The organism is Psychromarinibacter sediminicola (assembly GCF_029168335.1).
In the GTDB taxonomy this organism is placed as follows: domain Bacteria; phylum Pseudomonadota; class Alphaproteobacteria; order Rhodobacterales; family Rhodobacteraceae; genus Psychromarinibacter; species Psychromarinibacter sediminicola.
Genome location: NZ_JARGYC010000015.1, coordinates 38413 through 52925, shown reverse-complemented (window position 1 = coordinate 52925; position 14513 = coordinate 38413). Strand labels below are relative to the sequence as shown.

The window sequence follows — 14513 nt, the reverse complement described above, 5'->3', positions numbered from 1 at the left end:
AGGTTCGCCGCGATCAGCACCAAGGAGTCGCCCCCATGCCCCTCTCGCGCGGACCGGACAATGCAACCGCGTGCCTCGCGCTCGCCGACGGCACCCTGTTCTACGGCCGCGGCTTCGGGGCGACGGGCCAGACCACGGCCGAGTTGTGCTTCAACACCGCCATGACCGGCTATCAGGAGATCATGACCGACCCGTCCTATGCGGGCCAGATCGTGACCTTCACCTTCCCGCATGTCGGCAATGTCGGCGTGAACCCCGAGGATGACGAGACCCAGGATCCGGTGGCCGAGGGCATGGTGGTCAAGTGGGATCCGACCGAGCCGTCGAACTGGCGCGCGGCCGAGCCGCTCACCGCATGGCTGCGCAAGCGCGGCCGGGTCGGCATCGGCGGCGTCGACACCCGCCGGCTGACCCGCGCCATCCGCCAGCAGGGCGCGCCGCATGTGGCCATGGCGCACGAGCCGTCCGGCGCATTCGACATCGAGGCGCTGGTCGCCGCCGCCCGCGGCTTCAAGGGCCTTGTCGGCCTGGATCTCGCCAAGGAGGTCACCTGCGCCCAGTCCTACCGGTGGGACCAGATGCGCTGGGCCTGGCCCGACGGCTACAGGAGGCGCGCCGAGCCCGGCCGCCGCGTGGTCGCGGTCGATTACGGCGCCAAGCGCAACATCCTGCGCTGCCTCGCCTCGGCGGGCTGCGACGTGACCGTGCTGCCGGCCACCGCCACCGCCGAAGAGGTGCTGGCGCACGAACCCCACGGCCTGTTCCTGTCGAACGGCCCCGGCGACCCGGCGGCGACCGGCGAATACGCCGTGCCGATGATCCGCGACATCCTGGACACATCCGAGATCCCGGTCTTCGGCATCTGCCTCGGCCACCAGATGCTGGCCCGCGCCATGGGGGCCAACACGATCAAGATGAACCACGGCCACCACGGGGCCAATCACCCGGTAAAGGACCTGGAGACCGGCAAGGTCGAGATCACCTCGATGAACCACGGCTTCACCGTCGACAGCCAGTCGCTGCCCGCCGACGTGATAGAGTCGCATGTGTCGCTCTTCGACGGCTCGAATTGCGGCATCCGCCACCGCGAGCGCCCGATCTTCTCGGTCCAGTACCACCCGGAGGCGAGCCCCGGCCCGCAGGACAGCTACTACCTGTTTGAACGCTTCGTCGCGGCGATGTAGCCGCCCGGCGCGGCCCGGCCGGCGCTACCGCTTTTCGCGCGGATGCGGCCGGGCCGGGCTTTCCTTCAGAAGCCCGCCGACCCCCATCGCCGCGATGTCGGCATCGGACACGTCCAGCCCGCAGGCCACCCGCTCCAGCACCCAGTCCGCGCCGTTCAGCGCCGGCGAGCGCGCGCAGCCGGGCAGCCCGATCACCGGCCGCCGGCCCTGATGGCCCAGAAACAGCAGATTGCCCGGATCCACCGGCATCCCGAACCGCGTGACGTCGCCGCCCGCCGCGCGCACCGCCTCCGGCCCCACATCGCCCGGGTCGGAGGTGGCCGAGGCCGTCAGGATCAGCACCAGGTCGCCGTCGGCCGCCGCCACGGCCTCCGACAACGGCGCCGTCCGGTGCGGCACCGTCTCGACGCCCACCAGGTCCATCCCCAGCGCCTCCAGCCGCGCCCGCATCGGTTTCTCGCCCTTGCCGGGCCCGCCGCCGATATCGGTCTGGATCAGCGTCGCCGTCTTCAGCACCACCGGCCGCAGCCGCATCGCGCCGGCGATCAGCTCCGCCGCCCGCGCCACGGCCGGCTCCGCCACGCCGTAGGAGATGATCTTGACCGTCGCCGTCATCGTCTTCTCCACGCAGCGTGCGAACGGGGGCAGCGTCGCGACCGTCACCATCGGGTCCACCCGGTTCGCCGCCTCGATGGCGGCCACGTCCAGCGCCAGCACCCCCGGCATCGTCGCGTAGAGGTTCACCCGCCCGGTCTTGGCCGCGGTCATCCGCAGATGCGCCGCGTCCGGGTCCGGCACCATCGCCTGCGCGATGCGCCCGGCCGCCGCGTCCTCGCCGATGTCGCCCTCGTCCAGCCGGGCGACGATCACCTCGTCCAGCCCGGCCGCCGCCATCGCCGCCACGTCCTCGGCCGACAGCACCCGCCCCTTGCGCAGCCGCTGGCCCTCCAGTTGCAGCGAATGCGCCATCACGGCGCCCTCGGCTGCGTCCAGCGGAACCGGCCCGAACCTCATGATCCCTTCCGCAGCACCTGCGTGATCTCGGCCATCACCGACACGGCGATCTCGGCGGGCGACATCGCCCCGATATCCAGCCCCACCGGCGCGTGGATCCGCGCCATCTCGGCCTCGGAGACGCCGGCCTCCTGCAGCCGCGCGACGCGCTTGCCGTGCGTCCGACGCGAGCCGAGGCAGCCCAGGTAGAACACCTCCGACTTCAGCGCCGTCAGGATCGCCGGGTCGTCGATCTTCGGATCGTGGGTCAGCGTCACCACCGCCTTCCGCGCGTCCAGCCCCCAGGCGGCCAGCGCCTCGTCGGGCCAGTCGTGGCTGATCTCCTCGCCGGGAAACCGCGACTCGGAGCCGAACGCCTCGCGCGGGTCGATCAGGAACGGGTCATAGCCGGCCATCCGCGCCATCTGCACCAGCGGCTGCGAGATATGCACCGCGCCCACGATCGCCATGCGCAGGGGCGGGTTATGGATCGCGACGAAGGTCTTCTCGTCCTCCTCGAAGCCCGAGCGGTCCATGCGGAACCGGTCCGGGAACGCCTCCGGCCCGGCCACGCGATGCGACCAATCGGCGGTATCGACCACATAGGCCGCCGGCCGCCGCTCCGCCCGGGCCGCGACCAGCTCCGCGAGCGTCGCCTCGGGCAGCCCGCCCGTGTCGCCCACCGGCTGCACCATGATCCGGATCGTCCCGCCGCAGGCCAGCCCCACGGCGAAGGCCTCGTCGTCGCTGACGCCGAATTCCAGCACCGTCGCCTTGCCGCTGTCCAGCGCGTCGAACGCCTCGGCCACCACCGCGCCCTCGACGCAGCCGCCCGAGACGGAGCCCATCAGCTCCCCCTCGCCCGACACCGCCAGCATCGAGCCGGTGGGCCGGGGCGCCGAGCCCCAGGTCTGTACCACAGTGGCCAGCACGGCGCCCTTGCCGGCGCGGTGCCAGTCCAGCGCGATCTCGGGGATGTCGTCGAAACTCGTATCGGTCTTGGCGTCCATGGCTCCGGCCTCCTCTGCGCGCAATATGGGGGCTGCACGGCCCGAGGGCCAGACGCGATTGCCGCCGGTTTGACACCGCGCCATGCGCCATGCACCTTCCCCCGGACAGGTTCCCGGGACACGTCCCCCAGTCAACGGAGACGCGATGAAGATCGTCGAGGAAACGGACCGCCGGCTGGTCCTGGGCGGGTGGAAGATCCCGGCGCTCTTCGTCGGTGCGGTCCTGGCGCTCGTGCCCCTCGGTCTGATCGCCTGGATGCTCGCCGATCGCGCCTGGGCCATGATCTTCGTCGTGCTGTTCTGCGCCGCGATCTGCATCGCGCTGCTGCGCAAGCTCGACTTCCGGCAACGGATCGAACTGAACCGCGACACCGGGCAGATTACCCTGGACCAGCTGAGACTGCTGGGCTGGATCCGCCGTAGCGCCCCCTTCGCCCACGACGCGCGGGTCGAGGTCGACCAGACCGTCTCGGGCGGCGACGGCGGCAGGGTTGCGCAGCGCATGGTCCTGGCCGATTCCGAGCGCCGGACCCCGTTCTCCGAGTTGTGGCACACCCGGTCCTTCGACGACGAGGCCGCGCTGGTGAACTGCTGGCTGGAGCGGACAGGCTAGGCCGTCGGGACCCACTTCTCCGGCCCCGGCAGCCCGCGACATGCCGCGGACGAAGAACGAAAAAGGCGCGCCCCGGTCCGGGGCGCGCCAGCAAAAGCGTCGGTAAGAGCCGGCCTTACCGCGACGCCACCTGAACCAGCGGCGTGATGCGGCGGACCGTGGCGCGGCGGTTGATACGCTCGGCCTCCTGGGTCGGCACCTTCAGGAAGCGCTCGCCATAGCCCTGCACCACCATGTTCTCCGGCGGCACGTCGAAGTATTCCGTCAGCGCCAGCGCCACGCTCTCGGCCCGGCGGTCCGACAGGGCGAGGTTCATCGCCGCGCCGCCCACCGCGTCGGTGTGGCCCTCGATCAGGAACAGCTCGTCGGGGTTCTCGGCGATGAATTCGCTCATCGCCTCGCCCAGCGCATAGAGGTCTTCCGCCTCCTCCGGCCGGATCGCCGCCGAACCGGTGGCGAAGTTGATCGCGTCGATGTCGATCTCCGGCATCAGCTCGCGCACCTCGCGGATATGGCGCACCTGCGCGAGCGAGAAGGTCCGGTCCACGTCGCGCGCCCGCTCCGCCTGCAGCGCGGCCCGCAGCGCCGCGGAATTGTCGGCCTCGACGCGCTCGGACTGCGCGGGGCGCGGCAGCCGGCTGACATCGACGGGCTCGTAGGTCTGGGTGTCGTCGAACAGCACCACCTGGCGGCCGTCCGGGAACACCTTGGTCCGGCGCAGCACGGTGCCGTCGGCGGCCGAGATCGTCACCACCTGCACGCCGTTCTGGCGCGTCACCGTGGTGCGGGTCGAGCCGTCGGCGAAGGTCTCGGTCCGGACATCCGCGCCGGGGCGGCGCAACAGCTCGTCGTCGTCCTTCAGCACATAGTAGCTGCCGTCGTCACGCTGCACGACGACCCGGTCGCCGGTATTGCTGACGACTTCCTCGTCGTCGCCGATGATCTGGCTGAGCACCGCGATCCCCGCGGCGCCGACCGCGAACTTCTCGAAGGCCGACAGGCCGCCGCCGTCACGGTCACCGTCGCCGGAGGCTTCGGCGTCCGGCGCCGGGGTGTCCTCGGCGAAGTCCTCGTCGCTGGAGCGGGTGTTCTCCTCGGTCATGACCGTCTCGGTCGTCTCGACCGGCTGCTCGTTCTCGGCAGCGGCGACATCGGCCGGGCGGCCCGGGTCGTCGTCGCCGGACGGCGCGGCGCCCTCCGGCGTCTCGGCGGTCACCTCGGTATCGGCGTCGATATCCACGCCCGGCACCGCCTCGTCCAGCGTGTCGGTCAAGGTCTCCAGCGGCATGTCATCGCCGCCGCCCTCGTCGTCCTGCGGCGCCTCGGGCGTCTCGGGCTCCGGTTCCGCGGTGTCGGACTCGGGCGCGGTCTCCGCGACATCGGGCTCCGGCTCGGCCTCTGGTTCGGGCTCGGGTTCGGGCTCCGGTGCGGCGTCCGGCTCCGTATCCGCGGTATCCCGGTCCGGCTCGGCCTCGTCCGCCGGCGCCTCGGCGGGTGCCTCGCCGGACCCGTCGCCGTCTTCGCCCAGCGCGTCGGCCAGGCCCTCGACGGTGTCGGCCACATCGTCGACGGCAGAGGATGCCGCGCCCTCGGCCTCCGGGTCGGGAGCCGCAGCCTCGGCTTCCGCTTCCGCTTCGGCCTCAACTTCAGCTTCGGCCTCGGCCGCGGCTTCGGCTGCGGCTTCGGCTTCGGCTTCCGCCGCAGCTTCGGCTTCGCCCTCCGCCTCGGTCTCACCTTCAGCTTCGGCCTCGGCAGCCGCGTCGCCCTCGGAGTCGCCCGCAGCCTCGGGCGCGGCCCCGACACCAGCCTCGGCGTTTCCGGTCACCCGCACCTTGCCGTTCGGCAACATGCAGATGGCGCCGCTTTCGAGAAGCGCGGGCACCCGATCCAGGGTCACGCCGCCCAGATCGTCCACCTCGGCCGCGTCGCGGGCTTCGGCGGCGTCGTTGCAGGGGGGGATCGTCTGCGCCGCCACCTGCTGGGGCAAGGCCACGATCAGGGTGACGAGGGCCGTCGAGGCCCCGAGGAACCGTTTGCGATGCGTCATGTCCATTCCTTTCCGGTCAGTCGGCGGGGACGGCGCAGGTTGCGGGTGCCGTGCGGCGCCACGCCCGTCTGAGCGATAACGCCCTGAAACGGAATGAGTTCCGGCGGATTTCCGCTCAGCCGGCGCGCATCTGCTGCATGAGCCGCGCCTTCTCGCCGGTGTCCTTGGGATCGGACAGCGCGGCGGCCACGCCTTCCAGCGAGGCGATGTTGTGGCCGGCGCGGAAGCTGTCCACATGCGGCAGCATCGCCGCCACGCCCCGGGCCTTCGGCGCGAAGCCGTCCCAGCGCAGAAGCGGGTTCAGCCAGATCAGCCGGCGGGCCGACAGGTGCAGCCGCTCCGTCTCGCGGCGCAGAAGCTCCGGGTCGTCGCGGTCGAGCCCGTCGGTGATCAGCAGCACGACGGCCCCCTGCCCCAGCACGCGCCGGCTCCAGTCGCGGTTGAAGGCGTGCAGGCATTCGCCGATCCGGGTGCCGCCCTCCCAGTCCTGCGCCTCCGCCCCGGCGGCGGCGAGCGCGGCATCCACGTCCCGCGTGGCGAGGTGGCGGGTGATGTTGGTCAGCCGGGTCCCGAAAGTGAAGGCGTGGACCTTGGCCCAGCCCGCGCCCTTGTGGTTCGCCACCGCATGGAGGAACTGCAGGATCGCCCGCGAGTATTGCGACATCGACCCGGAAATGTCGCAGAGCACCACCAGGTTGGGCCAGCGCGTCTTGCGGGTCTTCGTGGCGAATTCGCGCAGGTCGCCGCCGCGCCGCATCGCCGCGCGCATCGTGCCGCGCCAGTCCGGCAGCCGGCCGTGCCGCGCGGCCTGCGTCCGGCGCGACTGCAGCGGCCGCACCGGCAGCGTCAGCCGCGCCAGCATCCGCTTGGCCGCCTCGGCCTCGGCGGTGCTCATCTGCTCGAAGTCCAGCGTCCGCAGCCGTTCCTCGGCCGAGGCGGTGCGGCTGGCGTCGATGTCGATCTCGACCTCGTCGCCCCCTTGCGGGCGCTCCTCGGGCACGTCCCGCTCCACCCCGTCCAGCAGCGCCTCGGCCGCGCGTTTCTCGGCCGCCTGGCTCTGCCGCTCGTCCTGCACGCCGCGGATCGCGGGTAGCATCATCGCCATCATGTGCTCCATGTAGCGCGGATCGCGCCAGTAGAGCCGGAAGATCTGGGCGAAGACGGCGCGGTGCTCGGGCCGGGTCACGAAACAGGCGTGCAGCGCCCAGTAGAAATCCTGCTTCGAGGAGAAGCCGGCCGCCTCCACCGCCCGGATCGCGTCGAGCGTGCGCCCCGGCCCGGCCGGCAGGCCCGCCTTGCGCAGCGCCCGGGCGAACCAGACGATGTTGTGGGTGAGCTTCCCGTCCTCGGGAATGTCGAGCGGGGGGTGATCGGGCACCTATGGCTCGTGGGGGTTCCACCCCCACACCCCCGGCGTATTTGCGACGAGAAGAAGCATCAGGCGGTTTCCAGCTCGGTGCGCACCTCGTCGAGGAGGCGCTTGGCCTCGCTGCCCTGGATGCGCTGGATGTCGTCCTGGTATTTCAGGATGGCACCGATCGTGTCGGCGATGACCTCGGGCGACAGGGCGATGACGTCGAGCGCCAGAAGGCACTTGGCCCAGTCGATGGTCTCGGCCACGCCCGGCTTCTTGAACAGATCCTCGCCGCGCAGGCGCTGGACGAAGGCCACGACCTCGCGGCTGAGCGTTTCGGCCGCTTCCGGCGCGCGGGCGTGCAGGATCTCGATCTCACGGTCGAAGGAGGGGTAATCGACCCAGTGATAGAGGCAGCGGCGCTTCAGCGCGTCGTGGACCTCGCGGGTGCGGTTCGAGGTGAGGATGACGATGGGCGGGTGCTCGGCCTTGACCGTGCCCAGCTCGGGGATCGTCACCTGGTAGTCCGACAGCGCCTCCAGCAGGAACGCCTCGAACGGCTCGTCGGTGCGGTCGAGCTCGTCGATCAGCAGCACCGGCGGGCCGCCGGCCTGGGGGCGCATCGCCTGCAGGAGCGGCCGCTCGATCAGGTAGTCCTCGGTGAACAGCTCGGATTTCAGCGCGTCGCGATCGGCGCCGCCGGCGGCCTCGGCGGTGCGGATGGCGATCATCTGCTCGGCGAAGTTCCACTCGTAGACCGCCGCGGCGGCGTCGAGCCCCTCGTAGCATTGCAGGCGGATCAGCCGGCGGCCGAGCGCGGCGGCGACGGCCTTGGCGATCTCGGTCTTGCCGGTGCCGGCCTCGCCCTCCAGGAACAGCGGCCGGCCGAGCCTGAGGGCCAGGAATACGACGGTGGCGAGCGGCCGGCCGCAGACATAGTCCTGCCCGGCCAGCAGGCGCTGCACGTCGTCGATGGTCGTGATGTCGTCGGTCACGCCGGTCCTCCGTTGAAGCGCGGCCATGGGGGCACGGGGCGCGGGCGGGGTCAAGGGCCACTTGTCCCCGGCCCGCGAAGCTGGATAAGGGGACGGCATGGGTGTTTTGACTGCCGCGCGCCTGCGGTCCGTGATCTATGCCGCCGCAGGATCGGCCGTCTTCGTGGTGCTGGGGCTGCCGCTTCCCCTGCTGCTGGGGCCGATGCTGGGATGCCTGGTGGCGGCGCTGGCAGGGCAGCGGCTGCAGGGGATGGGCGTCCTGGGCACCGCCATGCGGACGATCCTGGGCGTGGCCATCGGCGCCTCGATCACGCCGGAGCTGGTGGCCGAGCTGCCCGGCTATGCGCCGACGCTGGCGCTGATCCCGGTCTTCGTGGCGGTGATCGGCGGCATCGGCTATCCGTTCTTTCGCAGGGTGATGGGGTTCGACCACCCGACGGCCTTCTACTCGGCGATGCCGGGTGGCCTGCAGGACATGCTGATCTTCGGCGAGGAGGCGGGCGGCGACGTGCGGGCGATGTCGCTGGTGCATGCCACGCGGGTGCTGGTGATCGTGACGGTGGCGCCGTTCCTGCTGACCTGGTGGTACGGGTTCGACCTGACCGCGCCGCCGGGGCAATCGGCGGCCGAGGTGCCGCTGCGGGATCTGGCGCTGATGGTCGTGGCCGGGCTGGGCGGCTGGAAGCTGGCCGAGCGCGTGCGCCTGTTCGGGGCGTCGATCATCGGGCCGCTGGTGGCGACGGCGGGGCTGTCGCTGGCCGGGCTGATCGAGGCGCGGCCGCCCGCGGAAATGATCTGGGCGGCGCAGTTCTTCATCGGGCTGGGGGTGGGCGCCGGCTATACCGGGATCACGGCGCGCGAGCTTCGGGTGGATGTCGGCGCGGGGCTGGCCTTCAGCCTGATGCTGGCGGCAATCAGCCTGGTCTTCATCGAGGCGGTGATGTGGATCAGCCCGGCGCCCGCGCTGGACGTGATGCTGTCCTTCCTGCCCGGCGGCCAGGGCGAGATGGTGGTGATCGCGCTGGTGGTGGGGGCGGACCTGGCCTTCGTCGTGACCCATCACCTGTTGCGGGTGGCCGTGGTGATCCTGCTGGCGCCGGTCTTCGCCCGGATGACGGGGAAATAGCCGGGCCGCCCGGGGGTGTCCGAGGTTGGACGGGGGGTCAAGTTTTTGTTTTCATTCATGATACCGCTAACTGCCCATGGCCTGTCCGCACTACACGACACGACCTCCACGGCTTTTGCCATTTAGCGGCCCCGGTCGAACGGAGCGCCGCGCGACGCAGGTGGAAATGTCCCACGGCAAATCCAGTGTCGTGTAGTATGACGGCCTGTCCTCGTGACAGGGGCATGACGTCTTCGGCTTCGCCGGAGAGCGGCCCGGAATGAGCGGAACGCCGCGCGATGCGGGTGGACATCGCGGCGTCCCCGGGGTGTGACGGACGGTCTCGGGCCATCGGGTTGCACCGGGGCCGAAAGAAATTTACAAGTTTTATCATTAGCTTGCCTGATTCTGGGCCTGTCAACTCTTCGCCGAGGCGAAGGAAAGACCAAATGGAGGCCCATTAGCGCAGCGGGGGCATGCGTCGTCCCGGCGCGCTGCAAAAAGGCAAATCTTGCGTGCGCGCGCCGGGGCGCGAAGCCACGGGCGGGCGGCACGCAGTCAAGAGGATGTGAGGGAGAAACAATGACACGCATATCCATGCTGCTCGGCGCGACCGCACTCGCCGCACCGCTCGCCGCGGCCCTGCCCGCAACGGCACAGGACGCCGGCGAATGCGGCGAAGTCTCGATCGCGCAGATGAACTGGGCCGCGGCCAACGTGACGACTGAGATCGCGCGCTTCCTGCTGGTGGAAGGCTACAACTGCGACGTTACCCTGGTGCCGTCCGATACGATCCCGGCCGTGACCTCGGTCTCGGAGAACGGCGAGCCGGACGTCGTGACCAACCTGTGGCTCAACTCGGCCGGCGACGCCTATCGCAAGCTCGAGGATCGCGGCACCATGACCCGCGTGAACAACGTGCTGCAGCCCGGCGGCGTCGAGGGCTGGTGGATCCCCACCTACCTTGCGGAAGAGCATCCCGAGCTGACCACGATCGAGGGCGTCATGGAGAACCCCGAGCTGGTGGGCGCCCGGTTCAACAACTGCCCCGACGGCTGGGGCTGCCGCGTGGTGAGCGACAACCTCGTCCGCGCGCTCGATCTGGAAGGCGCGGGCATCGAGGTGTTCAACCACGGTTCGGGCGAGACGCTGGCCAGTTCCATGGGCTCGGCCGTCGAGGACGAGGAGCCGTGGTTCGGCTATTACTGGGGTCCGACCGTGCCGATGGGCAAGTACGACATGACCCGCGTCGACCTGGGGCCGGTGAAGGACGAGGCCTTCGCCAACCTGCAGAACCCCGATACCCCGGATCCGCAGGTCTCCGACTTCCCGGCGGCGCCGATCCTGACCTCGGTGACCACGGAGTTCGCCGAGTCCAATCCGGAAGTGACCGAGTTCTTCAGCAACATGAGCTTCCAGACGGACACGATGAGCGCCCTGCTCGCGTGGCAGGACGAGAACAGCGCCTCGGCGGACGAGACTGCGGCCCACTTCCTGCAGACCTACCAGGACGAGTGGTCCGGCTGGCTGAACGAAAGCGCGCGCGAGAACCTGTCCTCGCTGCTCGGCGAGGGCTGAACGCCCGGCCATAGCGACGACGCGCCGCGGCAGGGTCCGGCTTGCGGACCCTGCCGTTTCTTTGACACGATATGACGGCCCCCTGCCGGGGCTGACGGGACACAGACATGGCGACCTATGATTGGGTGTTCAGCGGGCTCGGGCTCGACCGATGGTGCGATGCCGGCGGGAGCAGCGCCCCGACCTCGCTTGCGGACCTGTCCGCGCAGACGCGCGGCACCGAAGGGACGGAGGGCTTCGATCCATGGGAACTGCCGTTCCCATCGATGGATGCGCTCAACGACGCCTGCCCCGCCTTTCCCCAGTCGCGCCAGCTGACGCGCGGCCTGGAACAGGGGTTTCTCGACGTGAAGGACGCGATGTCGGTCGTGCTCGACCCGATCACGCAACCGCTGTCCTGGGCGCTGGAGGGCGCGCTCTATGCCATCCTGAACACGCCGTGGTGGATCGTGATCCCGATCCTGCTGCTGATCACCTGGGCAGTGTCGAAGTCGTGGAAGCTCGTGAGCTTCGTCGCGCTCTGCATCATGGGGCTCGCCTTCATCGACCACTACGACTATGCGATGCAGACGCTGGCGATCATCTTCGTCTGCGCCTTCATATGCGTGCTCTTCGGCGTGCCCATCGGGATCGCCATGTCGCGCTCGGACACGATGCGCAACGCCACGATCCCGATCCTGGACATGCTGCAGACGCTGCCGCCCTTCGTCTACCTGATCCCGCTGATCTTCCTGTTCAGCGTGACCGAGCCCAAGCTCTACGGCATCGCCATCATCCTCTATGCCATCGTGCCGGTGATCCGGTTGACCGATCTGGGCATCCGGATGGTGGACAAGCACGTGATCGAGGCCGCCGAGGCGTTCGGCATGACCGACCGCCAGAAGCTGTTCGGCGTGCAGATCCCGCTGGCGCTGCCGAACATCATGGCCGGCGTCAACCAGACGATCATGATGAGCCTCGCCATGGTGGTGATCGCCAGCCTGGTCTCGGCGCCGGGCCTCGGGGTGCTGGTGCTGCGCGGCATCCGCAACCTCGAACTGGGCGTCGGCCTGGTGGCCGGTCTCGGCATCGTGCTGCTTGCGGTGATCCTGGACCGCGTGACCAAGGCCTCGCTCGCCCGCATCAACACGACGCAGAAGACCTGAGGGAGACAGCATGGTCGGCGATCGCGACGACAAGACCACCGCCATCCAGATCCGCAACCTCTACAAGGTGTTCGGCGAGGATCCGGTGAATGCGCTCGAACACGTCAAGCAGGGGGTCAGCAAATCCGACCTGCTGCAGCATCACGGCCACGTCATCGGTCTGAACGATATCAACGTCAACGTGAAGGAAGGCGATATCACGGTGATGATGGGCCTGTCCGGCTCGGGCAAGTCCACCCTCATTCGCCACCTCAACCGGCTGATCGACCCGACGGCGGGCGAGATTCTGGTCAATGGCGAGGACATCCTGGCCTATAACGAGAACGCGCTGCGGCGGCTGCGGCGCCACCGGATGTCGATGGTGTTCCAGAACTTCGCGCTGCTGCCGCACCGGACCGTCCGGCAGAACGTGGCGCTGGCGCTCGTGGTCCGGGGCGAGCCGCGCTCGGAATACGAGGATCAGGCGGAGTACTGGCTCGACCGGGTCGGCCTGAAGGGCAACGGCCACCAGTATCCGAACGAGCTTTCGGGCGGCATGCAGCAGCGCGTCGGGCTGGCGCGCGCGCTGGCCTCGAACGCGCCGATCATGCTGATGGACGAGGCGTTCTCGGCGCTCGACCCGCTGATCCGCACGGACATGCAGGATCTGCTGCTGGAGCTGCAGGCGGAACTGTCGAAGACCGTCGTCTTCATCAGCCACGACCTGGACGAGGCGCTTCGGCTGGCCGACCATCTGGTAATCCTGAAGGACGGCTATGTGGTGCAGCAGGGCGAGCCGCAGACGATCCTGATGGACCCGCAGGACGACTACATCGTCGACTTCGTGTCGGACATCAATCGCGCGCGCGTGTTGCGGGTGCGCTCGGTGATGCGGCGCACGAACGAGCCGCAGCCCGACGACATGCCCGAGATCGGACCCGAAGACAATCTGGAGCACGTGATCGCGGTGTCGCATGGCGATCTCGGACAGACTTTCGTCGTCCGCGATCAGGGCCGGCAGATCGGCGTACTCGACATGCAGGATCTCATGCGCGCACTGGTCCCGACCAGCGCCTCGGAAGGCGGGATGCGCCACCGGGCGAGCGCCTGATCCCCCCGCGCGCGAGGTCGCGACGGTTGCGGGGGGTATTGCCGTCTTCTAAGCCGCGCCGGTCCCGGGTGACGACGCGCCGTTCGGCCGCCACGCCTCCGCGCGCCGCCTGGCGAGCGGACACGGCGGACGGCGCTGTGCCCTGTCTGACGACCTGCATCGTGTAGCTCGCCGCCGACCGCGCATTGTTGTAACGGTCCCGGACCTCCAGGATGTAGGTTCCGGCGGCGGGGATGTCGGCCTCGCCCTCCCAGGAGGCGCCGGCGCGGGGGGCGGAGGTCCAGCCGGACACCTCGGTGCCGTCCGGCGCAAGAACCCGGAAGCTCATGTCGAGTTCCTCGGGCATCGCCGGGATCCGGACCTTGACGACGCCGCGCTCGGCAAACGCGATCCGGTAGAAATCGGCATCCTCGCGCGGCAGGATGTTGGTGCGCACCACCTCCCCCAGTCCGAGCGGTGTCGCGCTTTCGGCGGTGTCGACGCGCCCCTACCCGCCCGCCAGCGCCGCCACCAGCGCACGCTGCGCCGCCGTGGGCGTCCGCTCGGCGTGGCGGATCAGGACGTAGTCGCGCTCCGGCAGGGCGACGGGGACCGCCCGCAGGCGGCCCTCGGCCACCGCTGCCGCCGCCACCTGTTCGGAGATCACCGTGGCGCCAGCGCCGGCCTCGACCGCCTCGCAGACCGCCTCGTTGCTGGGCAGGACCAGCACGATGCGCAGGGTCTCGAAGTCGATCCCCTCGCGCTCGCACAACTCCTCCAGCACGTGGCGGGTGCCGGAGCCGGGCTCGCGCAGGACCCAGGGCAGCGCCTGCAGGTCGATCCGGCCGCCCGCCGGCAGGGGCACGGGGCCACGGCCGGAGACCACCAGCATCGGGCGGTCGGTGTCCACCACCTGCCGGGTCAGCGCGCCCGGCCCCGTCGGCCCCTCCACCAGCCCGATATCGACCGTACCGTCGAGCACCGCCGACTCGACCGTCTGGGTGTTGCCGATGGTGATGTTCAGCCGGATGCCGGGATAGGCGGCGCTGTAGGCGGCCAGCCGGCGCGGCAGCCAGTGGTTGGCGATGGTCTGGCTGGCGCCGACCGAGACGCGGCCCGTGACGGTGCCCGAGGCCTGCTCCAGCACGGCGCGGGCGACGCGGGCCTGTTCCAGCACGCGCCGCGCCTCGGGCAGGAACCGTCGGCCGGCCTCGGTCAGCTCGATCCCGCGGCCGACGCGGTCGAAGAGCTGCACGCCCGACTGCCGCTCCAGCGCCGAGATCGCAGCGGAAGTGGCCGATTGCGTGCGGCCGATGGCGCGGGCGGCGCGGGTGACATGGGCGCGTTCCGCGACGGCGACGAAGGCGCGGAGCTGGTCGAGGGTCATGGCATCAGGATTAATCGGAATACTCGATTGAAG

Annotated in this window: 13 protein-coding genes; 6 read left to right on the top strand and 7 right to left on the bottom strand. The window is 70.0% G+C overall.

Annotated features, from left to right (window positions below; genetic code table 11):
• The first annotated feature begins 35 nt into the window (after positions 1–35).
• Complete coding sequence (gene carA / locus P1J78_RS07705; RefSeq protein WP_275566755.1) at positions 36–1184, top strand: glutamine-hydrolyzing carbamoyl-phosphate synthase small subunit; 1149 nt, start codon at positions 36–38, stop codon at positions 1182–1184.
• Positions 1185–1208: 24 nt separating this feature from the next.
• Here carA and P1J78_RS07700 read toward each other — a convergent pair whose 3' ends face one another.
• Together P1J78_RS07700 and P1J78_RS07695 are read right to left on the bottom strand one after the other, a co-directional pair.
• Positions 1209–2198 carry a molybdopterin-binding protein gene (locus tag P1J78_RS07700; protein ID WP_275566754.1) on the bottom strand — a complete coding sequence of 330 codons (990 nt, stop codon included), beginning with the start codon at positions 2196–2198 and terminating at the stop codon, positions 1209–1211.
• Positions 2195–3187, bottom strand: coding sequence for an XdhC family protein (locus P1J78_RS07695; protein ID WP_275566753.1), 993 nt, complete (start codon positions 3185–3187; stop codon positions 2195–2197). Before P1J78_RS07695 ends, P1J78_RS07700 begins: the two co-directional genes overlap by 4 nt.
• Positions 3188–3332: 145 nt before the next feature.
• Between P1J78_RS07695 and P1J78_RS07690 the strand changes: the two genes are divergently transcribed.
• Positions 3333–3800 carry a hypothetical protein gene (locus P1J78_RS07690; RefSeq protein WP_275566752.1) on the top strand — a complete coding sequence of 156 codons (468 nt, stop codon included), beginning with the start codon at positions 3333–3335 and terminating at the stop codon, positions 3798–3800.
• Between the two features lie 115 nt (positions 3801–3915).
• Here P1J78_RS07690 and P1J78_RS07685 read toward each other — a convergent pair whose 3' ends face one another.
• The 3 genes from P1J78_RS07685 to P1J78_RS07675 form a co-directional block, all read right to left on the bottom strand.
• On the bottom strand, positions 3916–5847 hold the full coding sequence (locus P1J78_RS07685; RefSeq protein ID WP_275566751.1) for an OmpA family protein: 1932 nt from the start codon (positions 5845–5847) through the stop codon (positions 3916–3918).
• 115 nt (positions 5848–5962) lie between these two features.
• A complete protein-coding gene (locus tag P1J78_RS07680; protein ID WP_275566750.1) occupies positions 5963–7225 on the bottom strand; it encodes a vWA domain-containing protein in 1263 nt (420 codons plus the stop codon).
• 59 nt (positions 7226–7284) lie between these two features.
• Complete coding sequence (locus P1J78_RS07675; RefSeq protein WP_275566749.1) at positions 7285–8223, bottom strand: AAA family ATPase; 939 nt, start codon at positions 8221–8223, stop codon at positions 7285–7287.
• A gap of 70 nt (positions 8224–8293) precedes the next feature.
• Here P1J78_RS07675 and P1J78_RS07670 point away from each other — a divergent pair, with 70 nt between their 5' ends.
• From P1J78_RS07670 to P1J78_RS07655, 4 genes are all read left to right on the top strand, one after another.
• Positions 8294–9322: an AbrB family protein gene (locus tag P1J78_RS07670; protein WP_275566748.1), complete on the top strand. Its 1029-nt coding sequence runs from the start codon at positions 8294–8296 to the stop codon at positions 9320–9322.
• A 561-nt stretch (positions 9323–9883) separates the two neighbouring features.
• Entirely contained in the window at positions 9884–10879 is a 996-nt protein-coding gene (locus P1J78_RS07665) for an ABC transporter substrate-binding protein (protein ID WP_275566747.1), read from the top strand.
• Positions 10880–10986: 107 nt separating this feature from the next.
• Positions 10987–12024 carry an ABC transporter permease gene (locus P1J78_RS07660; RefSeq protein ID WP_275566746.1) on the top strand — a complete coding sequence of 346 codons (1038 nt, stop codon included), beginning with the start codon at positions 10987–10989 and terminating at the stop codon, positions 12022–12024.
• 10 nt (positions 12025–12034) lie between these two features.
• Positions 12035–13114, top strand: a complete 1080-nt coding sequence (locus P1J78_RS07655; protein WP_275566745.1) for a quaternary amine ABC transporter ATP-binding protein — start codon at positions 12035–12037, stop codon at positions 13112–13114.
• Here the strand turns inward: P1J78_RS07655 and P1J78_RS07650 are convergent.
• Together P1J78_RS07650 and P1J78_RS07645 are read right to left on the bottom strand one after the other, a co-directional pair.
• Positions 13050–13550, bottom strand: coding sequence for a PPC domain-containing protein (locus tag P1J78_RS07650; RefSeq protein WP_275566744.1), 501 nt, complete (start codon positions 13548–13550; stop codon positions 13050–13052). The genes P1J78_RS07655 and P1J78_RS07650 overlap by 65 nt on opposite strands.
• A 51-nt stretch (positions 13551–13601) precedes the next feature.
• The gene (locus P1J78_RS07645) at positions 13602–14480 is read right to left on the bottom strand and encodes a LysR substrate-binding domain-containing protein (RefSeq protein WP_275566743.1); all 879 of its coding nucleotides are present in this window, start codon (positions 14478–14480) and stop codon (positions 13602–13604) included.
• Positions 14481–14513: the final 33 nt, after the last annotated feature.

Bases quoted from the DNA above. Each gene is read 5' to 3' on its own strand.
- carA (WP_275566755.1), top strand. From the start codon at position 36: ATGCCCCTCTCGCGCGGACCGGACAATGCAACCGCGTGCCTCGCGCTC.
- P1J78_RS07700 (WP_275566754.1), bottom strand. From the start codon at position 2,198: ATGAGGTTCGGGCCGGTTCCGCTGGACGCAGCCGAGGGCGCCGTGATG.
- P1J78_RS07695 (WP_275566753.1), bottom strand. From the start codon at position 3,187: ATGGACGCCAAGACCGATACGAGTTTCGACGACATCCCCGAGATCGCG.
- P1J78_RS07690 (WP_275566752.1), top strand. From the start codon at position 3,333: ATGAAGATCGTCGAGGAAACGGACCGCCGGCTGGTCCTGGGCGGGTGG.
- P1J78_RS07685 (WP_275566751.1), bottom strand. From the start codon at position 5,847: ATGACGCATCGCAAACGGTTCCTCGGGGCCTCGACGGCCCTCGTCACC.
- P1J78_RS07675 (WP_275566749.1), bottom strand. From the start codon at position 8,223: ATGGCCGCGCTTCAACGGAGGACCGGCGTGACCGACGACATCACGACC.
- P1J78_RS07670 (WP_275566748.1), top strand. From the start codon at position 8,294: ATGGGTGTTTTGACTGCCGCGCGCCTGCGGTCCGTGATCTATGCCGCC.
- P1J78_RS07665 (WP_275566747.1), top strand. From the start codon at position 9,884: ATGACACGCATATCCATGCTGCTCGGCGCGACCGCACTCGCCGCACCG.
- P1J78_RS07660 (WP_275566746.1), top strand. From the start codon at position 10,987: ATGGCGACCTATGATTGGGTGTTCAGCGGGCTCGGGCTCGACCGATGG.
- P1J78_RS07655 (WP_275566745.1), top strand. From the start codon at position 12,035: ATGGTCGGCGATCGCGACGACAAGACCACCGCCATCCAGATCCGCAAC.
- P1J78_RS07645 (WP_275566743.1), bottom strand. From the start codon at position 14,480: ATGACCCTCGACCAGCTCCGCGCCTTCGTCGCCGTCGCGGAACGCGCC.